The sequence below is a fragment of the Salipiger bermudensis genome (assembly GCF_020171625.1).
Classification (GTDB): Bacteria; Pseudomonadota; Alphaproteobacteria; order Rhodobacterales; family Rhodobacteraceae; genus Salipiger; species Salipiger bermudensis_B.
Genome location: NZ_JAIUZY010000004.1, coordinates 372718 through 395349 on the forward strand (window position 1 = coordinate 372718; position 22632 = coordinate 395349).

Genomic DNA, 22632 nt, shown 5'->3' on the forward strand with positions numbered 1-22632 from the left:
ATGACCAAGGGTGAAATCCGGCTTTCTCCGAGCGAGGCGATGCGGATGCTGTCGGACGAAATCCGCCATCTTCACCATCGCCTTGCCCGGCTCGAGCATGGGATCGAACATGTCTATGCGTCGGGAGGGGAGAGGCTCGGCTCTGTCGCCGTGACGGCATTGCAGGAGCTTGATGTACTGGCGCAGTCCACGGATGCGCTTGCGTCCTATTCAGAGAAGCTCTCACAACGGCTTGAGGACAGCGCCGAACTAGACCTGACCCGCGAGCTCTCTGCGATACCGCTTCGTGCGCTCGGACGCCGGTTAAGCGGGATCAGCCATGACGACTTGGCCGCAAACGCGCCCGAACTGTTTTGATACCGTGAGGACCGCGCTCCGTTGGCGGCGCTTCGCTTTTGGTAGGCCCTCACGCTTCTTCGACAGGCCCCTAAGGGGCCTCGCCTGCGGCCGTCCGCTATCGGCAGCAGCACCACCGACTGAAAGGGGCTTCGATGGATCCGATTTCGCTGATCATTGCCATACCGGACCGAACGCGCCGCCGGCGGGTTGTGCAAAGTATCGAATCGTCACCGCAGATTCGGATCATCGCCGAAACGGCTGACCTGATGGCCACGTTTTCCGAGGTCGAAGAGCAACAGCCGATGGCGGTGCTTATCGATGGCGGCTTGGCGCGCGCACCGGAATTCGAAGTGATGCGCGCGCTTTTCGCCGCTCTGGATGTTCGGTGGATCGTCATCTCCGATGAGCCCGACACAGGCAGCCGTGTCTCCGCGTCGCCCTGGGGCCGAACCTCGGACCTGTTCGCTGTGCCAGCCGATATTGCCGCAGAGCCTCTGATCGGCCAACTGCGCAGCGTCACGCGCACGGCCCGGCGGATCGGCACGGCGGCACCGGCCAAGACGACCGTGGGTCCGAAAGCGGATCCGGGGAATGACAGTCGGCGCAGCAATCGTTTTATTCTGATTGGCGCTTCCACCGGCGGAGTCGACGCCCTGCTCACCGTGCTATCCGCCTTCCCGGCCGACTGCCCTCCCACCTTCATCGTGCAGCACACCGGCGGGGGCTTCGGAGAGAGCCTGACCCGCCTGCTTGACAGGCAATGCGAAGCACGCGTGCGCCCCGCCCGAGATGGCGAACGTGTCACCCATGGCGAGGTGGTGGTGGCCGCTGGGAGCCGGGCTCACATGCGCCTTGCGGGCGGCAAGCCGATGCGCATAACGCTCGCGTCCGACGGACCGATTTCCGGCCACATGCCGTCGGTCGACGCGATGTTCCACTCCGCGATACCGGGGGCGAAACGGGTGGTCGCGGCCCTGCTCACGGGCATGGGCCGCGATGGCGCGGCTGGCCTTCGCGCCCTGCGCGACGCCGGGGCCACCACCTTTGCGCAGGATGAAGCCACCAGCACGGTCTACGGAATGCCGCGCGCCGCGGTGGAACTTGGGGCGGCGATGCACTCGCTGCCGCTGCCGAAGATCGGGCCGGAGATCCTCAGGATCTGCCACGAAGCACCAACAGAAACAAACCGGAGGCTCGCCACGCGATGAGCACGAGCGAAAAATTGGTGAACGTCGTTCAGGGGGAGTACCACATCTCCGCGGACCCCGACTGCGTGATGTCGACCGTCCTCGGCAGCTGCGCTGCGGTTTGCCTCACCGACCCGTCTCAGAAGATCGGCGGCATGAACCATTTTTTGCTGCCGCACGGCACCGGACGGTCCGGCGAAGACGTCCGTTACGGCGCCTACTCAATGGAGCTTTTGATCAACGGTTTACTGAAGCATGGCGCGCGCAAGCACCGCATGGTCGCAAAGCTGTTCGGCGGCGCCAAGATGTTGACTCAACTGCGGGACATTGGCGATTCCAACGTCGCTTTCGCCCGCGAGTTCCTGCAAAACGAGGGCATTCCCATCGCATCGGAAAGCACCGGTGGCAACTCGGCCCGCAGAATCCGGTTCTGGCCGTCGGATGGGCGGGTGAAGCAGTTCATTGTTCCGGGCGCGGTGGACCGCGTCGCCCCCCCTGCCCCTGCACCTGCGGCTCCGGTTGGCGAAATCGTGCTGTTCTGACATGCGCCGCGATCACACCATATCCGCGCGCCGCGCCAACGCACCACGGACCTCGCAAAGCAGGAAGAGGCGGCGCCCGTCATGGGGCGCCCCTCTCAACGAGAGGACAGTTCGGCGTGAGGGGCCGGCCCGTCGTGCATCACGGGACGAGAGAAATTCCACGACAGGATCGCGAGAGCCCCAAAGACGCGAAATGCACCCGCCAGGCCCCCATTCAAAGCGCCTTCTAACCTCGTCAGATCGGGTCAATTTCCTGAAACGCGTTGCGGAGCGCCTCGGACCAGGCCGCGCTCATCCGGGCAAAGCCCTCGTCATCGGCCTCAATCCGGCGGGTGCGGCCGATCTTGAAACTGTCCGCCTCGATCACGGCGAAATCCAGTGGCATCCCGACGCTGAGATTGGAGCGAAGGGTCGAATCCATCGACAGCAGCACCGCCTTTTCCGCATCGCCCAGCGACGTCCCCGGCTCGATCACCCGATCGAGGATCGGCTTGCCGTACTTGTGCTCGCCGATCTGCAGGAAGGGCGTGTCGGCGGTCGCCTCGATGAAATTCCCCTCGGGATAGATCAGGAACATGCGCATCGGGCCGCCCTTGCGCTGCCCGGCCACGATCATCGAGGCGGTGGCATTCTGGCTCATGCGCTCCATCTTGGACTTCACGTCCGACGTCACGTCCGACAGCGTCGCCCCGACAAGCTCGGCCACCTGAAGCATGGACGGCGCGCGCAAGATCGAGCGGTCGTTGTCCGGCTGCTCGTTGGCATCGGCAAGCCGCGCCATGACCGTCTGGGTGATCGACAGCGAGCCGGCGGTCATGATGCCGATGGCGCGCTCGCCCGGCTGCTCGAACAGGAACATCTTGCGATAGGTCGCGATGTTGTCGAGACCCGCATTGGTCCGCGTGTCCGACAGCAGGACAACGCCCGCGTCGAGCAGCAATCCAACGCAATAGGTCATGTTCGAATCCTCTTGAGGCACCCCGCCCCGCCTGGCGTCATACTGCCGATGCGGGGGCCGGGCAATGGCGACGCGCGGGCGTGGTTACTGCTGCTGTTGCTGCCCGTTCGCCACGACCACCTCGACCTCGAGGTGCTCTTCCGGCGTGCTGCCCTGCACCACGCCACGGATCGGCGCCGCATCCTGCGCGTCATACCCCGAACCGAGGCGGATATAGCGCTCGTCCGGGCAACAGCGGTTGGCGGCGTCGAAGCCGACCCAGCCAAGCTCGGGCACGAAGAGCTCGGCCCAGGCATGGCTGGCCCCGTGCTGCGTTCCGTCGGCATCCGCCTGCAGATAGCCGGTGACGTAGCGCGCAGGAATGTTCGCGGCATGGGCCACGGCGATCAGCGCGTGGGTGTGATCCTGACACACCCCCTCCCCACCCGAGAGCGCCTCGGCGGCGGTGGTGTGGGCCATGGTCGCGTCGGGCACGTAGGCGATCGCGCCGCTCACCGCGCTGGCAAGCGCGTGCGCGCGGTCAAGCTCGCTGGCGCCCTTCATGCCCTCGAGGGCCGAGGCCGACAGGTCCTTGAGATCCTGGTCCAGCCGAACCTGCCGGGTCTCGCGCAGGTAGAGCGAGGCCGGCCCCTTCTCGCGATGATCGCGCAGCACACCAAAGAGATCGACGGTCTCGACCTCGCCGATCACCTCGACGGTCAGCGTCTCGAGAGGGCCGCGCCAGCTTGCCAGCGCGGTGCGGTCGCCCGCCCCGTCGGTGAACTCGGCGCCGCGGGTGGCGCCCTCGGTCGTCACCTCCCAGGACAGCACTTTCTGCGAGGCGCAATCCGCAGGCCAGAGGCGCAGCGACTGCACCACGCCGCGCACCGGGTGGTCGAACCTGTAGCGGGTCGTATGTCTGACACTCAGTCTCATGCGGGGATCCCGTGAAGATAAACGTCCTGAACCGTGTTGGCGAGGCCGGCATTGCGCGCCATGAAGCGCCCGAGGAACTCGTGCAGCCCCTCGTCGAAGATGTCATCGACGGTGACGTTGAGCAGATCGTCGAGCAGCTGGTGCGCCGCCTCCTGCGCGCGCGACCCGGTCTGGTAGTTCTCGGCGATGTTGTCGAGGTGATCGCAGGTCCACTGCACGCACGAACGCAGGGAGCGCGGGAACTTGCGGTTGAGGATCAGCAGGTGGGCGATCTTCTGCGCGGTGATCTCGCCGGTATAGGTCCAGTTGAAGGCGCGCTGCGCGGTCATCGACTGCAGCAGAAGCGCCCACTGGCTCTGGTCGAGGCCGGAGCCGACATAGGACAGCGACGGCAGCAGCACGTAGTATTTCACGTCGATCAGCCGGGCGGTGTTGTCGGCGCGCTCGATGGCGGTGCCGATGCCCATGAAATCGTAGCCGTCATTGCGCAGCTGCGTGGCCTGCACGCAGCCCTTCACGAGGAAGCAGTTGCGCATCGTCCAGTCGGTCAGTTCGCTGGTCATCAGCTTGCTGCGCTCGATGCGCTGCAGCTGCTTGAGCTCCTGATAGGCGCCGTTGAGCGCATCCCAGACCGGCGCGGTCAGCGCGGTGCGCACCACCCGGCCGTTTTCGCGCGCCGCATTGATGCAGGACAGCACCGAGGACGGGTTGTCCGCATCGAAGAACATATAGGTCTCGATGTTGCGCTGGTTGGGCTCGCCATATTTCTCGCGGAACGGCTCGAGCGTGCCCTTGGCCTGAAGCACGGCCTCCCAGTCGTTGCGATAGCCGCCCGACGGGTCGGGCAGCAGCGCGTTGCGGGCGCCCACCTCGAGCAGGCGACCGGTGGTTTCGGCGCGTTCGAGATAACGGGCCATCCAGTAAAGGTGATCTGCGGTACGGCTCAGCATGGTCTTCCTACTCCGCCAGGACCCAGGTGTCTTTCACCCCGCCGCCCTGCGACGAGTTCACCACCAGGGACCCTTCGGTCAGCGCCACGCGGGTCAGCCCGCCGGGCACCAGTTCGATCTTTTCCCCCACGAGGCAGTAGGGCCTCAGGTCCACGTGGCGCGGCGCGATCCCCTCCTCGACGAAGGTCGGACAGGCCGAGAGCGCCAGCGTCGGCTGCGCGATGTAGTTCTCGGGCTTGGCGCGGATCTTGGCCTCGAAGGCCTCGATGGTGGACTTGTCGGCTTTCGGACCGACCAGCATCCCGTACCCCCCGGACCCGTGCACCTCTTTGACCACCAGCTTCGGCAGGTGCTCGAGCACGTATTTGCAATCGTCCTTCTTGGCGCATTGCCAGGTCGGCACGTTCTCGAGCACCGGCTCCTCGCCGAGATAGAAGCGGATCATCTCGGGCACGTAGGTGTAGATCGCCTTGTCGTCGGCCACGCCGGCGCCGGGCGCCGAGCAGATCGTCACGCCGCCGGAGCGGTAGACGTTCATCAGCCCTGGCACACCGAGCATCGAGTCGGGACGGAAGCATAGCGGGTCTAGGAAGCTGTCGTCGATCCGGCGATAGATCACGTCGACCTTCTTGGGGCCCTCGGTGGTCTTCATCCAGACGAAATCGCCTTCGACGAAAAGATCCTGCCCCTCGACCAGCTCGACCCCCATGAGGTCGGCGAGGAAGGAGTGCTCGTAATAGGCCGAGTTGAACTGGCCCGGTGTCAGGATGACGATATTGGGCTCGTTCTGGCATTTCTTCGGCGCCACCGAGCCCAGCGTCTTCTTCAGCAGCCCGGCGTAGCCATCGACGGGCGCGATGCGGTTCTCCATGAACAGCTGCGGGAACATGCGCATCATGATCTCGCGGTTTTGCAGCATGTAACTGACGCCGGAGGGCGTGCGGCAATTGTCCTCGAGCACGTAGAACTGATCGGGTCCGGTGCGCACGAGGTCGACGCCGACGATATGGCTGAAAACGCCGCCCGGCGGCATGAATCCGATCGCCGCCTTCTCGTAAGCCTCGTTGTTGGTCACCAGATGCTCGGGGATGCGCCCGGCGCGGATGATTTCGCGGCGTCCGTAGACATCGCAGAGAAACGCGTTGAGCGCGGCGGCGCGCTGGCGGATGCCACGGTCGAGCTTGCGCCACTCCGAGGCGGTCAGCACGCGCGGAAACATGTCGAACGGGATCAGCCGCTCCGGGTCACCGCCTTCGCCGTAGACCGCGAAGGTGATGCCGACGCGGCGGAACAGGTCCTCGGCTTCGGATTGCTTGAGGCTGCGAAGCTCGGAGGGCATCGACCGATACCACTGCTCGAGGTTCTGGTAGGCGGCGCGGGTGTCCACGCCGTTCATCATCTCATTGAAGATCGGGGCTTGCTTGGCGCTCATTGTCTTCCCTTCGCTCTGCGCCTCAACGTCCGACTAATCTGCATCAAGTGAAAGCCCCCGGGTAAAAATTCTTGGCGTTTCCGCCACGTTGCGCCCAATTCCTGAGCGAAACGGGATTCGCCGTTTGACTAGGATAACCACCAAAACGCATCCTTCGCGCCGGATTTATACGATTTTTTGCACAAAATGACAGCAAACGGGCGAAATTTCGCACACAAATAGGGCATACGCTCCGGAGCAGAACCCTCCCCCGCATATTCGCGTGGCCCCCGTGGGCGCCCCGGCTAAGCAGTTATCGCGCTTTCTCAGGGAGCGACCAACGGGGATGTCACGGCGGCAAGAGGCGAAGGCCCGAAGCCCGCCCTGGCGAACAATAACAAAGCGGCGCGCCGTCAGGTCTGCTCCGCCCGGCCCAGCGCCGGGCGGGACCGGGAGGATCGCGCCGCGCACAAGGGATGTGACCTTTATGATCAAGACATTGAAACTCTCGGGCGTGGCCGCCGCGGCGCTGATTGCCGCCGGCGCGGCCAACGCCCAGGACGTGGAATGCCCCATCAAGGTGGGCGTGCTGCACTCCCTCTCCGGCACCATGGCGATTTCCGAGACCACTCTGAAAGACACCATGCTGATGCTGATCGAGAAGCAGAACGCCGATGGCGGTCTGCTCGGCTGCGAGCTCGAGGCGGTGGTCAAGGATCCGGCCTCCGACTGGCCGCTGTTTGCGGAAAAGGCGCGCGAACTGATCTCCAACGACAAGGTCGACGTGACCTTCGGCTCCTGGACCTCGGCGAGCCGCAAGGCGGTGCTGCCGGTGCTCGAGGAACTCAACGCGCTGTATTTCTACCCCGTCCAGTACGAGGGCGAGGAAAGCTCGAAGAACGTGTTCTACACCGGCGCCGCGCCGAACCAGCAGGCGATCCCGGCCACCGACTACTTCCTCGACGAGCTTGGCGTCGAGAAGTTCGCCCTGCTCGGCACCGACTACGTCTACCCGCGCACCACGAACAACATCCTCGAGTCCTACCTCAAGTCGAAGGGCATCGCCGAGGAAGACATCTTCGTCAACTACACCCCCTTCGGCCACTCGGACTGGTCGACCATCGTCTCCGACGTCGTGGCACTGGGTGAGGACGGCAAGCAGGTCGGCGTGATCTCGACGATCAACGGCGACGCCAATATCGGCTTCTACAAGGAACTCGCGGCCGCCGGCATCTCGGCCGACGACATCCCCGTCGTGGCCTTCTCGGTGGGCGAAGAAGAGCTGTCGGGCCTCGACACCTCGAACCTCGAAGGCCACCTCGCCGCGTGGAACTACTTCATGACCGCCGAATCCGAGGCCAATGACGAATTCATTGCCGCGTGGCACGAATTCATCGGCGACGAAAAGCGCGTGACCAACGACCCGATGGAGGCGCATTACATCGGCTTCAACATGTGGGTGAACGCGGTCGAGCAGGCCGGCACCACCGATGTCGACGCGGTGCGCGAGGCCATGTGGGGGCAGGAGTTCCCGAACCTGACCGGCGGCACCGCCGTGATGGGCGTTAACCACCACCTCTCCAAGCCCGTGCTGATCGGCGAGATCCGCGCCGACGGCATGTTCGACATCATCTCGGAAACCGATCCGGTTCCGGGCGATGCCTGGACCGACTACCTGCCGGAATCCGCGCCGCTCAAGTCCGACTGGGCCGAGCTCGAATGCGGCATGTACAACACCGAGACCGAGACCTGCGTGCAGATCCAGTCGAACTACTGATCTGACGTGATCTTGGGCGGGCGCCTCGCTCCGGGGCGCCCGCCGCTTGTCCGAAAGACCCCTCCTCCAATATCCGGGACCGCTGCCGATGCCGCGCATGTTTGCCCTCGCCCTGTCGCTGGCGCTCTGTCTTCTCCTGCCCCCCTCACCGGGCGCGGCGCAGGATCCGGGCCCGCTCCAGACGCTTCTGCAAAGCCAGGCCGACGAGGTCGCCAGCCCCGGCCGACAGACCGTCGCGTCGGTGATCGAGGCGCTGGTCGCCTCCGAGCTGCCGCAGGTGCCAGACTTTCTCAACCGCTGGGCCGAGCGCGAGGTCGTGCAGGACGAGACCACCGGCCTGTTCTACTATGACGGCACGCCGCCGCGCGACATCGACACCGGAGCGCCGGTGACGCTCGACCCCGGAGCCGAGCTCGAGGATGTGCGCCCCAATGGCGGCGTGCGCCGGGTGATCGCCACCGCGCTGGTGCAGTTCCAGCTCTCCGATCCCGACATCGCCCGCCGCACCGACGCGCTCGACAGCATCTCGCGCAACCCCGAGCCCGACCAGCTCGCGCCGCTGCGCGCCTCGATCGAGATAGAGACCGACCCCGTTCTGAAGGCCCGCAAGGAGCGCCTCGCCGGGATGCTCGCGGCGCGCTACGGCGCCACGCCCGAGATCCGCATCGCCGCCATCGACGCGCTCTCCGATGCGCTGGCGGTGGACGTGCGCGCGGTGCTCAACCAGATCCTCACGACCCGCAGCGGCGTGGCCGACCGCCTCCCCGAGGACCGCAACATCGCCCGCACCCTGACCCCCGGCGACGATCTCTCCGAGGCCGAGGCCTATGCGCGGCTGGTCGAGGCCGGCCTCGCCCCGGCGCGGCAGTCGCCGGACGAGATCAAGGCGGTCCTGACCGACAATATCGACGACGGCCGCGTCGGCGGCGTGCCGATCGGCCAACTCGCCTCCGAAGCCGGGCGCGCCCGGGCCTACGCGGCGCTCGCCGAGGCCGGCACCGTGCCGCCGCTGGTCACCGAAGGCGACATCGACGCCGCCCTCGCCGCGCATGTGTTCTACGAGGAATACACCGAGGACGATCCGGCGATCACCGAGGCCGCCCGCGCCGCCCTCAACGAGGTCGAAACCCGCGTGGCGATGAACCAGGCGCTGGATCTCGGGCTCGACGCGCTGTCGCTGGCCTCGATCTACTTCCTCGCCGCCATTGGCCTCGCCATCACCTTCGGCGTGATGGGGGTGATCAACATGGCGCATGGCGAGTTCATCATGATGGGCGCCTATACCGGCTACGTGGTGCAGCAGATCATCCCCGATTACACCCTGAGCCTGATCGTGGCGCTGCCGCTGGCCTTCGCGGTGACCTTCGCCGCCGGCGTGGCGATGGAGCGTCTGGTGATCCGCTGGCTCTACCACCGCCCGCTCGAGACCCTGCTGGCCACCTTCGGAATCTCCATCGCGCTGCAGCAGCTTGCCAAGAACATCTTCGGCACCCAGGCGCGGCCGCTGACCTCGCCCTCCTGGCTCGACGGGGCGTGGGTGCTCAACGACGTGGTGGGCATCGCCAATATCCGCATCGCCATCTTCCTCCTCGCGCTGATCTTCCTCGGTCTGATCCTGCTGGTGCTGAACAAGACCCGTCTCGGGCTCGAGGTGCGCGCGGTGACCCAGAACCCCGGCATGGCCGCCTCGATGGGCATCAATCCCGACAAGATCAACATGCTGACCTTCGGCCTGGGCTCGGGCATCGCCGGCATCGCCGGCATCGCCATCGGACTATACGCGCAGGTCACCTCCGAGATGGGCGCCAACTACATCGTGCAGAGCTTCATGACCGTGGTCGTGGGCGGGGTCGGCAATGTCTGGGGCACGCTCGCGGGCGCCACCCTGATCGGCGGGCTGCAGAAGGGGATCGAGTTCTTCAACCCCTCGAACACGCTCGCGGCGCAGACCTACATGATCCTGTTCATCATCCTGTTCATTCAATTCCGCCCCAAGGGCATCGTCGCCCTCAAGGGCCGCGCGGCGGGAGACTGAGCATGACCGCACCGATCCGAAACACCACCCCCGGCCGCGATCTCCGGCCTGCCTCCGGCGGGGATATTTGCAGCCAGAAGAAGCTGCAGGCCGCGCTCCTGATTTCTTCTGGCCGAAAATATCCCGGGGGTGAGCGCGCCCCGGCGCGCGAAGGGGGCAGCGCCCCCTCCCTGACCAGCGAAAGGGCTCTCGCATGACCCGTACCTTCCTGACGCAGAACCGCTCGGTGTTCTGGTTCCTGCTGGCGCTTGGGATCTTCGCCCTGATCGTCACGGTGCTGTCCGACGCCGCTGGCAATGGCATGATCTCGACGAGCTTCGTCAAGACGCTGGGCAAGACGCTGTGCCTGATGCTGGTCGCCGTGGCGATGGACGTGGTCTGGGGCTATACCGGCATCCTCAGCCTCGGCCACATGGCGTTCTTCGGACTCGGCGGCTACATGATCGGCATGTGGCTGATGTATGCCCGCACCGAGATCATCGTCACAGAAAGCCTGCTGGCCGCCGCCATCCCGCCGACCCCACAGGAGATCCACGATGCCATCGGCACGCAGATCTTCGGGGTGGTGGGCAGCTCCGAGTTTCCCGCAATCTGGATCTTTGCGCACAGCTTCTGGCTGCAGATCGCGATGGTGGTGCTGGTGCCGGGCCTTCTGGCGCTGGTCTTCGGCTGGCTCGCCTTCCGCAGCCGGGTCACCGGCGTCTACCTGTCGATCCTGACGCAGGCGATGACCCTGGCGCTGTCGCTCTATCTCTTCCAGAACGAGAGCGGGCTGCGCGGCAACAACGGCCTTTCGGGCCTGCAGAATCTGCCGGGGCTCGACGACGTGCCGCAGGCCACGCTGTCGATCGCCTTCTTCTGGGCCTCGGCCACGGCGCTGGGGCTCGGCTACGTGCTCTTTGCCTGGGTCACCTCGGGCAAGTTCGGCTCGGTGATCCGCGGCATCCGCGACAACGAAAGCCGGGTGCGCTTTCTCGGCTACCATGTCGAGGGCTACAAGCTCTTCGTCTTCACCCTGACCGGCATCGTCGCGGGCATCGCCGGCGCGCTCTACTATCCGCAGGCCGGCATCATCAACCCCAACGAGATCGCCCCCATCGCCTCGATCTACCTCGCGGTCTGGGTTGCCATCGGCGGCCGCGGCAGGCTCTACGGCGCCGCCCTCGGCGCGGCCTTCGTGTCGCTCCTGTCGAGCTGGTTCACCTCCGGCGCGGTGCCCTCGGTGCCGCTTGGCTTCTACACCATCCAGTGGACCGACTGGTGGCTGGTGCTGCTCGGCGTGAGCTTCGTCGCGGTCACGCTGCTCGCCCCCAAGGGCATCGGCGGGCTGTTCGACCTGATCTCCACGCGCCACCCGACGCCCGCGCGGGTGGGTGATTTCGGCCCCGACACGGGCGCCCGCCGCACCGCCGAAGGAGAGGAAGAGAAATGAAGACACTTCTCGAAATGTCCGGCGTGTCGGTGAGCTTCGACGGCTTCAAGGCGATCAACAACCTGAGCTTCCGCATCGGCGAGCCCGAGCTGCGCGCCATCATCGGCCCCAACGGCGCCGGCAAGACCACCTTCATGGACATCATCACCGGCAAGACCCGGCCCGACGAGGGCACGGTGATCTATGGCGAGAAGTCGATCTCGCTGCTGAAGATGTCGGAAAGCCAGATCGCCATGGCCGGCGTCGGGCGCAAGTTCCAGAAGCCTACGGTGTTCGAAGCCCAAACCGTGCGCGAAAACCTCGCCATGGCGCTGAAGAACAAGCGCGGGCCATTCGACGTGCTGCTCTATCGCAAGACGAAGCGCGGTGCCGAACGCATCGAGGAGCTGGCCGAGATCATCGGACTGACCGACGCCCTGCCCCGCGTCGCGGGCGAGCTCAGCCATGGCCAGAAGCAGTGGCTCGAGATCGGGATGCTTCTGGCGCAGGACCCGCGCCTGCTGCTGGTGGACGAGCCCGCCGCCGGGATGACCCCGGCGGAGCGCGAACACACCACCGACCTGCTCAAGCGCGCCGCCAAGAAACACGCCGTCGTCGTCGTCGAGCACGACATGGAGTTCATCCGCCGGCTCGACTGCCGGGTGACGGTGCTTTGCGAGGGCTCGGTGCTGGCCGAGGGCTCGCTCGATCACGTGACCTCGAACCCGCAGGTCATCGAAGTCTACCTCGGTCGCTGAGAGGAGAACGCCATGCTGAGCGTCGAGAACCTGACCCTGAAGTACGGGCAAAGCCAGATCCTGCACGGGATCTCGCTCACCGCCGCGCCGGGCGAGGTCACCGCCGTGACCGGGACCAACGGCGTGGGCAAGACCTCGCTGCTGAAGGCCATCGCCGGGCGGCACCCCTATTCGGGCGGCACGATCACGCTCGACGGCGCGCCGCTGTCGCATCTCAATGCCTATCAGGCCGCGCGGGCGGGCATCGCCTACGTGCCGCAGGGGCGCGAGGTCTTCCCGCTGATGACGGTGCAGGAAAACCTCGAGACCGGCTTTGCCTGCCTGCCGAAATCGGAACACGGCGTGCCCGCGCATATCTTCGAGCTGTTCCCGATCCTGAAGGACTTCCTGCACCGCCGCGGCGGCGACCTGTCGGGCGGGCAGCAACAGCAGCTCGCCATCGCGCGGGCGCTGATCTCGCGGCCGCGGGTGCTGCTGCTCGACGAGCCGACCGAGGGCATCCAGCCCAACATCATCCAGCAGATCGGGCGGGTGATCGCGCAGCTGCGCGATCAGGGCGACATGGCGATCATCCTCGTCGAGCAGTACTTCGATTTCATGTGGGGGCTGGCCGACAGTTTCGTCGCGGTGACCCGCGGCGAAGTGGCCCTCTCCGGAAGAGCGGGCGAGATCGACCGCGCCGCCTTGCTGGCGAAAGTGTCGATCTGACGGTTTATCGCTAACTTGCTGCGATGCGGCGCATTTTTCCCTTGCCCAAATCGCTTTGAAGGACAAGTCTTCCGGACGGGAGAGTTGTTTTCATGCGGCGGTTGGCAAGCAGGAAAAGAGGCGGCGCAACGCCCGCGCAGACGCGCGCGGCGCACGCCCCGCACCCCAGGCAAGCTTTGAAGATCCGCCCTGACCCGTCGCCGGGCAGCGTGCCCGTTGCTGTATCGATGATCTCGCCAATTCACAGGAGGACCCCATGATATCCATGCGCAAACCGCTGCTCGGCAGCGTCGCGATGGCCTTGGTGCTGAGCGCCGGCGCCGCCGGGGCGGAAACCATCCGCTTTTGGACCACCGAGGAGCAGCCGGAGCGGCTCGCGCGGCAGGAGAGCATGGCGCAGGCGTTCGGCGAGGCCTCGGGCCACACCGTCGAGGTGATCCCGGTGACCGAGAGCGAGCTTGGCACCCGCGCCACCGCGGCCTATGCCGCGGGCGACCTTCCGGACGTGATCTATCACCCGCTGGCGCTGGCCCTGCCCTGGGCCGAGGCGGGCATCCTCGACCCCGATGCCGCCACCGACGTGATCGACGCGCTTGGCCCCGACACCTTCGCATCTGGCGCGCTCGAGATGGCGCGCTTCGACGAGGGCAGCTGGGCCTCGGTGCCCGCGGACGGCTGGACCCAGATGATCGTCTACCGGGCCGACCTGTTCGAGGAGGCGGGCCTCGAGCCGCCGACCTCCTACGCCGCGGTCGAGGCCGCTTTGGAGGCGCTGCACAACCCGCCCGAGATGTACGGCTTCGTCGCCGCCACCAAGGTGGACGAGTCGTTCATGAGCCAGGTGCTCGAGCATGTCTTCCTCGCCAACGGTGTCTCGCCGGTGGGTCCCGAGGGCTTCACCCCGCTCGACGAGGCCGCGACCACCGAGGTGCTGGAGTTCTACAAGGCCATCGCAGAGGCCTCGCCCCCGGGTGATCTTTATTGGGACCAGTCGCGCACGCTCTACTTCTCGGGCAACGCGGCGATGATCATCTGGTCGCCCTTCATCCTCGACGAGCTGGCCGGCCTGCGCGACAGCGCGCCGCCGACCATCACCGACGATCCGACGTCGTCCGAGCTCGCCTCGAAGACCGGCATCGTGACCAACTTCGCCGGCCCCTCGAACCCCGATGGTGCGGCGTGGGCGTCGATCAACATGTTCGGCATCACCGGCGATGCGCAGACCGACGCCGCCATCGAGTTCGTGACCTACTCGATGGGCGAAGGCTACGTCGACACGCTGGCGATCGCGCCCGAGGGCAAGTTTCCGATCCGCCGCGGCGACGGCGAGGATGCCGAGGCCTTCGTCAACGCGTGGCAGGAGCTGCCGGTCGGTGTCGATCGCAAGGCGCCGCTCAGCGAGCTCTACCCGCAGGAGATGATCGACGAGATCGTCGCCGGGCTCGACGTCGCCCAGCGCTGGGGCGCCGATGACGGCCAGCTGGCGCTGGCGTCTAAGATGATCAGCAGCCAGGCGCTGAACCGCGTGGTGCGGGCGTATATTGACGGCGAGATCGACGCCGGCGCCGCGGTCGAGCAGCTCAACAGCGAGCTGGGTGCGATCCAGTAAGCACGGCCCCTGCCCGTCCCGGCGCCGCGTCGGGACGGGCCCGGTATCCGCAAGACGAGGGCGAAGATGACCGACGCCACCCCTCCCACCCGCACCGGCCCGCTGGCAAAGCGCGAGGCGCGGCTGGCCTGGGGCCTGCTGTTCCCGACGCTGGCGGCGGTGTCGCTGGTGGTGATCCTGCCGCTGCTGGCGGTGTTCTGGATCAGCTTCAAGCCGGTGACGCTGGCCGACCTGCGCCCGCCGACGCCGATCGTGCGCGAGGACATCCGCGGCGATCTCGAGGCGCCGGGCGACGAAGCCACGCTGCGCTACCGGCTGCGCAATTCCTCGCAGGATCAGCCGATCCGCGGCGTGACGCTGAGCGATGCCTGGCCAGACGGTCTGGAGGCCGGCGAGCTCGATCCCGCCTGTGCCATCGCCGATGGCGAGCTGAGCTGCGATTTCGGCGACTGGGAGGGCGGCCAGCGGGTGACGCTGCGCATTCCCGTCACCGCGACCGAGACCTATCTCGCCGGCCCGCCCGCCACCGACAGCCCGCCCGCGATGACCGGCAGCGCCACCAACGTGCTGACCAGCTTCGACTTCACCGCCGAGAACTTCGTCCGCATCTTCGACGGCGACGAGTTCTGGTCGGTGCTGGGGGTGACGCTGTTCTACACCGTCTTCGGCACGCTGGGCGCGCTGATCATGGGGCTGTTTGCCGCGATGCTGCTCAATAAGTCCTTCAAGGGACAGGGCATCCTGCGCGGGCTCTACCTGTTTCCCTATGTCGCCCCGGTGATCGCCGTGGCCTTCGCGTGGATCCTGCTCTTTGATCCGTTCTCGGGCTCGGCCAACGCGCTGCTCTTGCAGATGGGCGTGACCTCGCAGGCGATCAACTTCTTCGGCGAGCGCCCCTTGGCGCTGATCATGGTGACCCTGTTCGAGATCTGGCGCTACTTCCCGCTCAGTTTCCTGTTCATCCTCGCAAGGATGCAGTCGATCGACCACGACATGTACGAGGCCGCCGACATGGACGGTGCCTCGCCGTTCCAGAAGTTCTGGTACCTGTCGCTGCCGCAGCTTCTGGGCATCCTGTCGGTGCTGTTCCTGCTGCGCTTCATCTGGACCTTCAACAAGTTCGACGACATCTTCCTGCTCACCGGCGGCAACGCGGGCACGCGGGTGCTGACGGTGAACGTCTACGAGCAGGCCTTCGCGCTGTCGAATATCGGCGCCGGCGCGGCGGTGGCGGTGGTGATCTTCTGCTGCCTGCTGCTGTTCTCGGTGTTCTTCTTCCGGGTGATGAGCCGGGAGGAAGGGTTGTGAGCGTGGCGCCTGTGGCAGGGGTGTGGAGGGGCACTGCCCCTCTGCCGCCCGGGGGGCGGCATTCACCCCGAGGTATTTTTGAACCAGAGAAGATCGGGGGTGCGGCATGAGGCTGCTGCGGCATGGGCTCCTGGCCGGGCCAATCCTTGGGGCGCTGTGGGCGCTTGTCGTGGCGACGACGGTGGCGGTGGCGATGAGCCTGTTCACCGGCGACGCCTTCCGCCCGGCGCTCGCGGGCGGTCTGCTTGCCGGCGTGGCGCTTGGGCTGGCCTGCCTGCGGTTCGGCGGCAAGCAGCGGGTTCTGATCCCGCTGGCGGTGGCGCTCGTCCTGCTGACGCTGGGCGGACTGGCGGGGATCGGCCCTCTCGAGATCGGCGAGGACAGCGCGCCGCTGGCGGCCTGGACCGGGCGCGTGGCGACGCTGGGCTTCACCGGGCTGGGGCTGTGGCTGATCCTCGAGGAGCTGCGCCCCGGCGCCCTCACCCGGCACGAGTTCGAGGAGGCGGTGATCCGCTTCCTGACCGGCTTCGGCTACATCTTCTTCACCGCGATCGTGCTGATCCCGTTCTACGTCATGGTGATGACCAGCCTGAAGAACCAGTCCGAGCTGATGGCCAACCCGCTCGATTTCACCATCGACCTGAGCCGCGGAGCAGAGCTGTTCCGCAGCTATTCCGAACTGATGACCGAGTACAGCTTCGGCCGCTACCTGTGGACCAGCTTCTACGTCTCGGTGCTCACCGTGCTGATCACCCTGGCCTTCGCCATCCCCGGCGCCTACGCCGTGGCGCGGTTGCGCTTCCGCGGGCAGGCGTTGTTCTCGCGCTCGATCCTGCTGATCTACATGGTGCCGATGATCGTGCTGGCGCTGCCGATCTACATCGCGTTCTCCATGACCGGGCTGCGCAACACCATCTTCGGCATCGTGCTGATCTACCCGGTGACCACGATCCCCGTGGCGCTCTACATGCTGCAGGGCTATTTCCGCGGCCTGCCCGCCGAGATTGAGGAGGCCGGGCTGATGGACGGGCTGAGCCGGCTCAAGGTGATCTGGCAGATCACCCTGCCGCTGTCGCTGCCGGCGCTGGCCAGCGTCTCGCTCTACGTCTTCATGATCGCGTGGAACGAGTTCCTGCTGGCCTTCATGCTGCTCGACGATCCCTCGAAATACACCCTGACGCGCGGCATCGCCTCGCTGAACTCCTCCGAGGTGCCGCGCCAGCACCTGATGGCGGGCTCGGTGATCGCCACGGTGCCGATCATGGTGCTATTCCTCGGACTCGAGCGCTTCATGACCAAGGGTTTGACCGCGGGCTCGGTGAAGGGATGAGCGGGCGCGACGATCAGGCCCGCGCCATCCTACGCGGCAACGACCGGGGCGGCTATACCGTGCCCACCGACATGCTCTACCCGTTCCAGTGGAACTGGGACAGCGCCTTTGCCGCCCTCGGCTTTGCCACCTTCGACATCGACCGCGCGTGGCGCGAGTTCGAGACGCTGCTGGCGGCGCAATGGGCGGACGGAATGGTGCCGCACATGGTGTTCCACGACGCAGCGCCCGGCTATTTCCCCGGCCCCGAGGTCTGGGGCGCGGGCAGCGACGTGCCGACCTCCGGCATCAGCCAGCCCCCCGTCGCCGCGACGCTGATGCGCGCGGTCTGGGACGCCGACCCGGAGGCCGGCACCGAACGGCTGCGCGCACTCTACCCGAAGCTTGTGGCCTGGCACCGCTGGTGGATGCAGACCCGCTGCGCCAGCGGCGCGGTGGCGGTGTGCCACCCGTGGGAATCGGGGCGCGACAACTGCCCCGACTGGGACGTGGGCCTCGCCAATGTCGACGGGAGCGGCGCCGGCGACTACGCCCGCCGCGACGCGGCAGAGGTGGACGGCGAGCAGCGCCCGACCAAGCTGGAATACGACCGCTACCTCGCGCTCGTCCGCTTCGGCAAGGCGTGCGGCTGGGACCAGGAGACCATCGTCGCACGCGGCCCGTTCCTGATGGCCGACCCCAGCATCACCTTCATCCTGATCCGCGCCCATGACGATCTTGCCGCCCTCGGCCGGGCGCTGGGAGAGGACGTCTCCGACATAGAGGCCTGGGCGGTAGAGCTGCGGGCGGGCGTGCAGACGCTGTGGAACCCGGACCTTCAGAGCTATGACGCGCGCGACCTGCGCAGCGGCAAATGGGCCGGGGTGGTCGGCTCGGGCGCGCTGCTGTGCTGGCTGGCGCGCTGCGAGAAGCCCGAGATGGAGGCACATCTCGCCCGCATGTGGGAAACGGTGACCTACGGCCTGCCCTCCTCCGACCCCGAGGCGCCGAGCTTCGAGCGCAAGCGCTACTGGCGCGGGCCGGTCTGGCCGCAGATGAACGCGTTGATCGGGCTCGGCCTCCTGAGCGCCGGGCGCGACTGGGACGAGGCGCGGCTGCGCGAGGAGACCGCCGCGCTGATCGAGCGCGCGGGCTTCCGCGAGTATTTCGACCCGCTGGATGCCGCCCCCTGCGGCGGCGACAACTTCACCTGGACCGCCGCGGTGTGGCTGGCCTGGGCCGGACGGTAAGGACGACAGACATGGCAAGCATCGAACTCAAAAGCGTCGAGAAATGGTACGGCGAGGCGCAGGTCATCAAGGGTGTGGACCTCGCCATCGAGGAGGGCGAGTTCGTGATCTTCGTCGGCCCCTCGGGCTGCGGCAAGTCCACCCTGCTGCGGATGATCGCGGGCCTTGAAGAGACCTCGCGCGGGCAGATCCTCATCGGCGGGCGCGACGCCACCGCCGAGCCCCCGGCCCGGCGCGGGCTGGCCATGGTGTTCCAGAGCTACGCGCTCTACCCGCACATGTCGGTGCGCGAGAACATGGGCTTCTCGCTCAAGGCGGCGGGCGTGGCGAAATCCGAGATGGACGCCAAGGTCAACGAGGCCGCCCGCGTGCTGAAGCTCGAGCCGCTGCTCGACCGCCGGCCCAAGGACCTGTCCGGCGGCCAGCGCCAGCGGGTGGCGATCGGCCGCTCGATCGTGCGCGATCCCACCGCCTTCCTGTTCGACGAGCCGCTCTCGAACCTCGACGCTGCCCTACGCGTCGAGATGCGCTACGAGATCGCCAAGCTGCACCAGACGCTCGACGCCACGATGATCTACGTCACCCATGACCAGGTCGAGGCGATGACCCTCGCCGACCGCATCGTGGTGCTCGAGGCCGGTCGCGTCAGCCAGGTCGGCACGCCGCGCGCGCTTTACGAAACACCCGGCAACCTGTTCGTGGCGCAGTTCATCGGCTCGCCCAAGATGAACGTCTTTCCCGCCGACACCCCGGGGCTGTCGCTCGACGCGCCCCTGCCCGCCGAGGCCCGTCATTTCGGCATCCGGCCCGAGCACATCACCCTCGGCGCGCCGGGCAGCGGCCAGATCGACGGCACCGTCGACGTGCTGGAGTATCTCGGCGCCGACACCTACGTGATCGCCGATTGCGGCCCCGCCGGCAAACTGACGATCCGCAGCCACGGCCACACCGACCTCAGGCCAGGTGAGTCCTGCGGCCTGATCTTCGAACCCGGTCAGACCCATCTCTTCGACACGAATGGCCTGGCGCTCCGCTGACGCCAGCGCCCCCGCTCTACCCTTCTCTGGTTTCAAAATACCTCGGGGGAGTCCGCGCCCGGCGCGGACGGGGGCAGCGCCCCCAACCTGCGCGACCTTGACAAGCCGACGCCCGCAGGACACATCGCGCCCATGGTCTACACGCTTCTACAGGTCGCCGCGGGCGGCGCACTGGGTGCCAGCGGGCGCTATCTGACCGGCGTCGGCATGACCGCGCTGATGGGGCGCAGCTTTCCGTGGGGCACGCTCACGGTGAACGTCGTGGGCTCCTTCCTGATGGGCGTTCTGGTGGTGACCCTGGGCCATCTCTCGGCCACCCGCTTCGCCCCCTTCCTTGCCATCGGGGTGCTTGGCGGCTTCACCACCTTCTCGAGCTTTTCGCTCGATGCGGTTACCTTGTATGAACGTGGCGAGGTCGCTCTGGCCGCCGGCTACGTCGCCGCCTCGCTGATCCTGTCCATTGCCGCGCTGTTTGCCGGCCTCATCCTCACCCGGAGTGTCATCGCATGAGCCGTGTCCAGACCATCACCGTGGGCCCCGGCGACGGCGACCAGCGCCTCGACCGCTGGCTCAAGCGCCACTTCCCGCACCTGCAGCAGGGCCGCATCGAGAAGATGTGCCGCAAGGGCGAGCTGCGCGTCGACGGCGGCCGCTGCAAGGCGGCGACCCGGCTCGAGGTCGGCCAGCAGGTCCGCGTCCCGCCCCTGCCCGAGCCCGGCGAGACCCCGGCCCCCGCGGCCAAGCCCAAACCCACGGTCAGCGATGCCGATGCCAAGATGATCCGCGACGCGGTGATCTACCGCGACGACCACATCATCGCGCTCAACAAGCCCCCCGGCCTGCCGGTGCAGGGCGGCAGCAAGCAGGAGCGCCATGTCGACGGGCTGGCCGAGGCGCTGCGCTTCGACTACGACGAGAAGCCCCGGCTGGTGCACCGGCTCGACAAGGACACCTCCGGCGTGCTGCTGCTGGCCCGCACCCGCGAGATCGCGCAGGCGCTCACCGGGGCGATCCGGCACAAGCAGACCCGCAAGATCTACTGGGCCGTGGTCGCCGGCGTGCCGACGCCCTATCTCGGCGAGATCCGCTTCGGCCTCGTGAAGGCGCCCGGCCACGGCAAGTCCGGCGAGGGCGAAAAGATGATCTGCGTGCACCCGCGCGAGATGGACCGCACCCCCGGCGCGAAACGCGCCCACACGCTCTATGCCACGCTCTACCGCGTGGCGGGCCGGGCCTCGTGGGTCGCGCTTGAGCCGATCACCGGCCGCACCCACCAGTTACGCGCCCACATGGCCGAGATCGGCCACCCGATCATCGGTGACGGCAAGTATGGCGGCTCCGGGCAAGAGAACCTTGGCGACGGCTGGGGCGCCCAGCTTGGCGGGGTGATCTCGAAGAAGCTGCACCTGCACGCGCGCTCGATGACCTTCCTGCACCCGGTGACGAAGAAAGCGGTCACCGTGACCGCCTCGCTTCCCGCGCATATGGCAAACACCTGGGAGACGCTTGGCTGGGCCGAGGACATCGCCGCCGACGATCCCTTCGCAGAGCTGCACTGAGCCATGTCGCTGCGCCTCGTGATCTTCGATGTCGACGGCACGCTGGTCGACAGCCAGGCCGACATCCTTGCCTCGATGCAGGCGGCCTTTGGCGCGACCGGCCTCGCGGTGCCAACGCGCGAGGAGATCCTCTCCATCGTCGGCCTGTCGCTGCCGCAGGCGATGGCCAAGCTCGCCCCCAAGGCAGACAAGGCCGCCCGCGCAGAGATGGTCGAGGCCTACAAGGCCGCCTATCTCGGCCTGCGCTCCGAGAAGGGCACGCCCGAGAGCTCGCCGCTCTACCCGCATGTGCGCAAGGTGCTTGACCAGCTTCACGCCGAGCCTGACACGCTACTCGGGATCGCCACCGGCAAATCGCGCCGCGGGCTCGACAAGCTGGTCGATGGGCACGACATGCGCCGGCTCTTCGTCACCCAGCAATGCGCAGACGACCACCCGTCCAAGCCGCACCCCTCGATGATCGAGGCAGCGCTTTCCGAGACCGGCGTGGCGCCGCAGCGCGCGGTGATGGTGGGTGACACCAGCTACGACATGGACATGGCCCGCTCTGCCGGCATCCTCGCGATCGGCGTGACATGGGGCTACCACGACGCCGGGCGGCTGCGCGATGCGCATCTCGTCATCGACGACATCCGCCTGCTGCCCGGCCTTCTGACACAGATCTGGGAGCAGACCGCATGAGCGAATGGGCACCCCGCCGGTTCTACGAGACCGCAACCGCCACCGAGGTCGAGGGCGGCCACGGCATCGCGCTGGATGGCCGCCGGGTGATGACGCCGGGCAAGTCGCCTCTGGTGGTGCCGACCCGCGGGCTGGCCGAGGCCATCGCCGAGGAATGGCAGGCGCAGGGCGAGAAGATCGACCCCAACACCATGCCCTTCACCCGCACCGCCAACAGCGCCATCGAGAAGGTGGCACCGCAGCGCGAAGCCGTCGCCGCGATGCTGGCCGATTACGGCGACAGCGACCTGCTGTGCTACCGGGCCGACCAGCCCGACGAGCTGGTGCAGCGCCAATGCGCGCGCTGGGACCCGCTGCTCGACTGGGCCGCGACGCGCTACGGCGCCCGGCTCGAGCCGCGCGCCGGGGTGATCCACGCGCCGCAGGACCCCGCCGCCCTGACCGCGCTGGCGCGCGAGGCCCATGCCTTCGACGCCTTCGAGCTGGCGGCCTTCCACGATCTCGTGCAGCTCACCGGATCGCTCGTGCTTGGCCTTGCCGCCACCGACCCGGAGCAAGACCCCGAGGCGCTGTGGGCGCTGTCGCGGCTGGACGAGAGCTGGCAGGAAGAGCTCTGGGGTGTTGACGAAGAGGCAAGCGACGTTGCGGAACGTAAGCGTGCCGCCTTTTTGGACGCCCATCGGTTTTATCGTTTGTGCAAGACTGATTAATCAGGTCGCGTCATCGGATTGACTGCTCAATCAGGCGGCACCGAATGGCGTTTTCTCAGGCAGAACGGCTTGACCTGTCAGAAGGAATCCTCCCAAACTCTCGAGCACCAATGGGGGGGAGCACCCATCCTAGGTTATCCCGGCCCGAAACGGGCCAATGAACCGGTCCGACAGGGGC

At 66.9% G+C, this 22632-nt stretch carries 21 protein-coding genes; 17 read left to right on the top strand and 4 right to left on the bottom strand.

What is annotated here, in order from left to right; genetic code table 11:
* The 3 genes from LCM15_RS08365 to LCM15_RS08375 all read left to right on the top strand — a co-directional run bounded on the left by LCM15_RS08365 (window position 1) and on the right by LCM15_RS08375 (window position 2068).
* Entirely contained in the window at window positions 1–357 is a 357-nt protein-coding gene (locus tag LCM15_RS08365; protein ID WP_224855335.1) for a chemotaxis protein, read from the top strand.
* Window positions 358–491: 134 nt separating this feature from the next.
* On the top strand, window positions 492–1547 hold the full coding sequence (locus tag LCM15_RS08370) for a CheB methylesterase domain-containing protein (protein ID WP_224855337.1): 1056 nt from the start codon (window positions 492–494) through the stop codon (window positions 1545–1547).
* Window positions 1544–2068 (top strand): chemotaxis protein CheD, encoded by a 525-nt coding sequence (locus tag LCM15_RS08375; protein ID WP_224855339.1) that lies wholly within the window; start codon window positions 1544–1546, stop codon window positions 2066–2068. Before LCM15_RS08370 ends, LCM15_RS08375 begins: the two co-directional genes overlap by 4 nt.
* 235 nt (window positions 2069–2303) lie before the next feature.
* Here LCM15_RS08375 and LCM15_RS08380 read toward each other — a convergent pair whose 3' ends face one another.
* The 4 genes from LCM15_RS08380 to LCM15_RS08395 all read right to left on the bottom strand — a co-directional run bounded on the left by LCM15_RS08380 (window position 2304) and on the right by LCM15_RS08395 (window position 6323).
* The gene (locus LCM15_RS08380) at window positions 2304–3026 is read right to left on the bottom strand and encodes a peptidase (RefSeq protein ID WP_224855341.1); all 723 of its coding nucleotides are present in this window, start codon (window positions 3024–3026) and stop codon (window positions 2304–2306) included.
* An 84-nt stretch (window positions 3027–3110) separates the two neighbouring features.
* Window positions 3111–3941 carry a transglutaminase family protein gene (locus LCM15_RS08385; protein WP_224855343.1) on the bottom strand — a complete coding sequence of 277 codons (831 nt, stop codon included), beginning with the start codon at window positions 3939–3941 and terminating at the stop codon, window positions 3111–3113.
* Window positions 3938–4891: an alpha-E domain-containing protein gene (locus LCM15_RS08390; RefSeq protein WP_224855345.1), complete on the bottom strand. Its 954-nt coding sequence runs from the start codon at window positions 4889–4891 to the stop codon at window positions 3938–3940. The genes LCM15_RS08385 and LCM15_RS08390 overlap by 4 nt, the downstream gene beginning before the upstream one ends.
* A gap of 7 nt (window positions 4892–4898) precedes the next feature.
* Complete coding sequence (locus LCM15_RS08395; RefSeq protein WP_224855347.1) at window positions 4899–6323, bottom strand: circularly permuted type 2 ATP-grasp protein; 1425 nt, start codon at window positions 6321–6323, stop codon at window positions 4899–4901.
* A 466-nt stretch (window positions 6324–6789) separates the two neighbouring features.
* On the opposite strand from LCM15_RS08395, the gene urtA reads away from it, so the two are divergent.
* The 14 genes from urtA (at window position 6790) to LCM15_RS08465 (ending at window position 22454) form a co-directional block, all read left to right on the top strand.
* Window positions 6790–8079 carry an urea ABC transporter substrate-binding protein gene (urtA, locus tag LCM15_RS08400; RefSeq protein ID WP_224855349.1) on the top strand — a complete coding sequence of 430 codons (1290 nt, stop codon included), beginning with the start codon at window positions 6790–6792 and terminating at the stop codon, window positions 8077–8079.
* 88 nt (window positions 8080–8167) lie between these two features.
* The gene (gene urtB / locus LCM15_RS08405) at window positions 8168–10114 is read left to right on the top strand and encodes an urea ABC transporter permease subunit UrtB (RefSeq protein WP_412103280.1); all 1947 of its coding nucleotides are present in this window, start codon (window positions 8168–8170) and stop codon (window positions 10112–10114) included.
* Between the two features lie 193 nt (window positions 10115–10307).
* Window positions 10308–11546 carry an urea ABC transporter permease subunit UrtC gene (gene urtC, locus LCM15_RS08410; protein WP_224855351.1) on the top strand — a complete coding sequence of 413 codons (1239 nt, stop codon included), beginning with the start codon at window positions 10308–10310 and terminating at the stop codon, window positions 11544–11546.
* On the top strand, window positions 11543–12283 hold the full coding sequence (urtD, locus tag LCM15_RS08415) for an urea ABC transporter ATP-binding protein UrtD (RefSeq protein WP_224855353.1): 741 nt from the start codon (window positions 11543–11545) through the stop codon (window positions 12281–12283). Before urtC ends, urtD begins: the two co-directional genes overlap by 4 nt.
* Before the next feature lie 12 nt (window positions 12284–12295).
* On the top strand, window positions 12296–12991 hold the full coding sequence (urtE, locus tag LCM15_RS08420; RefSeq protein WP_224855355.1) for an urea ABC transporter ATP-binding subunit UrtE: 696 nt from the start codon (window positions 12296–12298) through the stop codon (window positions 12989–12991).
* A 256-nt stretch (window positions 12992–13247) separates the two neighbouring features.
* Window positions 13248–14600, top strand: a complete 1353-nt coding sequence (locus LCM15_RS08425; protein ID WP_224855357.1) for an ABC transporter substrate-binding protein — start codon at window positions 13248–13250, stop codon at window positions 14598–14600.
* A 66-nt stretch (window positions 14601–14666) separates the two neighbouring features.
* Entirely contained in the window at window positions 14667–15908 is a 1242-nt protein-coding gene (locus tag LCM15_RS08430; protein WP_224855359.1) for a carbohydrate ABC transporter permease, read from the top strand.
* A gap of 106 nt (window positions 15909–16014) precedes the next feature.
* On the top strand, window positions 16015–17238 hold the full coding sequence (locus tag LCM15_RS08435) for a carbohydrate ABC transporter permease (protein ID WP_224855361.1): 1224 nt from the start codon (window positions 16015–16017) through the stop codon (window positions 17236–17238).
* Window positions 17235–18467, top strand: a complete 1233-nt coding sequence (locus tag LCM15_RS08440; RefSeq protein ID WP_224855363.1) for an MGH1-like glycoside hydrolase domain-containing protein — start codon at window positions 17235–17237, stop codon at window positions 18465–18467. The genes LCM15_RS08435 and LCM15_RS08440 overlap by 4 nt, the downstream gene beginning before the upstream one ends.
* Window positions 18468–18478: 11 nt before the next feature.
* The gene (locus LCM15_RS08445) at window positions 18479–19504 is read left to right on the top strand and encodes an ABC transporter ATP-binding protein (RefSeq protein ID WP_224855365.1); all 1026 of its coding nucleotides are present in this window, start codon (window positions 18479–18481) and stop codon (window positions 19502–19504) included.
* 132 nt (window positions 19505–19636) lie between these two features.
* Window positions 19637–20014: a fluoride efflux transporter CrcB gene (gene crcB / locus LCM15_RS08450; protein WP_224855367.1), complete on the top strand. Its 378-nt coding sequence runs from the start codon at window positions 19637–19639 to the stop codon at window positions 20012–20014.
* Window positions 20011–21063, top strand: coding sequence for an RluA family pseudouridine synthase (locus LCM15_RS08455; protein ID WP_224855369.1), 1053 nt, complete (start codon window positions 20011–20013; stop codon window positions 21061–21063). The genes crcB and LCM15_RS08455 overlap by 4 nt, the downstream gene beginning before the upstream one ends.
* Before the next feature lie 3 nt (window positions 21064–21066).
* A complete protein-coding gene (locus LCM15_RS08460) occupies window positions 21067–21744 on the top strand; it encodes an HAD-IA family hydrolase (RefSeq protein WP_224855371.1) in 678 nt (225 codons plus the stop codon).
* The gene (locus LCM15_RS08465; RefSeq protein ID WP_224855373.1) at window positions 21741–22454 is read left to right on the top strand and encodes an ATP12 family chaperone protein; all 714 of its coding nucleotides are present in this window, start codon (window positions 21741–21743) and stop codon (window positions 22452–22454) included. The genes LCM15_RS08460 and LCM15_RS08465 overlap by 4 nt, the downstream gene beginning before the upstream one ends.
* The last annotated feature ends 178 nt before the right edge of the window (window positions 22455–22632 follow it).

What these genes read in the sequence shown, in the direction of transcription:
- LCM15_RS08365 (WP_224855335.1), top strand. Translation starts at nt 1, where the DNA reads ATGACCAAGGGTGAAATCCGGCTTTCTCCGAGCGAGGCGATGCGGATG.
- LCM15_RS08370 (WP_224855337.1), top strand. Translation starts at nt 492, where the DNA reads ATGGATCCGATTTCGCTGATCATTGCCATACCGGACCGAACGCGCCGC.
- LCM15_RS08375 (WP_224855339.1), top strand. Translation starts at nt 1,544, where the DNA reads ATGAGCACGAGCGAAAAATTGGTGAACGTCGTTCAGGGGGAGTACCAC.
- LCM15_RS08380 (WP_224855341.1), bottom strand. Translation starts at nt 3,026, where the DNA reads ATGACCTATTGCGTTGGATTGCTGCTCGACGCGGGCGTTGTCCTGCTG.
- LCM15_RS08385 (WP_224855343.1), bottom strand. Translation starts at nt 3,941, where the DNA reads ATGAGACTGAGTGTCAGACATACGACCCGCTACAGGTTCGACCACCCG.
- LCM15_RS08390 (WP_224855345.1), bottom strand. Translation starts at nt 4,891, where the DNA reads ATGCTGAGCCGTACCGCAGATCACCTTTACTGGATGGCCCGTTATCTC.
- LCM15_RS08395 (WP_224855347.1), bottom strand. Translation starts at nt 6,323, where the DNA reads ATGAGCGCCAAGCAAGCCCCGATCTTCAATGAGATGATGAACGGCGTG.
- urtA (WP_224855349.1), top strand. Translation starts at nt 6,790, where the DNA reads ATGATCAAGACATTGAAACTCTCGGGCGTGGCCGCCGCGGCGCTGATT.
- urtB (WP_412103280.1), top strand. Translation starts at nt 8,168, where the DNA reads ATGCCGCGCATGTTTGCCCTCGCCCTGTCGCTGGCGCTCTGTCTTCTC.
- urtC (WP_224855351.1), top strand. Translation starts at nt 10,308, where the DNA reads ATGACCCGTACCTTCCTGACGCAGAACCGCTCGGTGTTCTGGTTCCTG.
- urtD (WP_224855353.1), top strand. Translation starts at nt 11,543, where the DNA reads ATGAAGACACTTCTCGAAATGTCCGGCGTGTCGGTGAGCTTCGACGGC.
- urtE (WP_224855355.1), top strand. Translation starts at nt 12,296, where the DNA reads ATGCTGAGCGTCGAGAACCTGACCCTGAAGTACGGGCAAAGCCAGATC.
- LCM15_RS08425 (WP_224855357.1), top strand. Translation starts at nt 13,248, where the DNA reads ATGATATCCATGCGCAAACCGCTGCTCGGCAGCGTCGCGATGGCCTTG.
- LCM15_RS08430 (WP_224855359.1), top strand. Translation starts at nt 14,667, where the DNA reads ATGACCGACGCCACCCCTCCCACCCGCACCGGCCCGCTGGCAAAGCGC.
- LCM15_RS08435 (WP_224855361.1), top strand. Translation starts at nt 16,015, where the DNA reads ATGAGGCTGCTGCGGCATGGGCTCCTGGCCGGGCCAATCCTTGGGGCG.
- LCM15_RS08440 (WP_224855363.1), top strand. Translation starts at nt 17,235, where the DNA reads ATGAGCGGGCGCGACGATCAGGCCCGCGCCATCCTACGCGGCAACGAC.
- LCM15_RS08445 (WP_224855365.1), top strand. Translation starts at nt 18,479, where the DNA reads ATGGCAAGCATCGAACTCAAAAGCGTCGAGAAATGGTACGGCGAGGCG.
- crcB (WP_224855367.1), top strand. Translation starts at nt 19,637, where the DNA reads ATGGTCTACACGCTTCTACAGGTCGCCGCGGGCGGCGCACTGGGTGCC.
- LCM15_RS08455 (WP_224855369.1), top strand. Translation starts at nt 20,011, where the DNA reads ATGAGCCGTGTCCAGACCATCACCGTGGGCCCCGGCGACGGCGACCAG.
- LCM15_RS08460 (WP_224855371.1), top strand. Translation starts at nt 21,067, where the DNA reads ATGTCGCTGCGCCTCGTGATCTTCGATGTCGACGGCACGCTGGTCGAC.
- LCM15_RS08465 (WP_224855373.1), top strand. Translation starts at nt 21,741, where the DNA reads ATGAGCGAATGGGCACCCCGCCGGTTCTACGAGACCGCAACCGCCACC.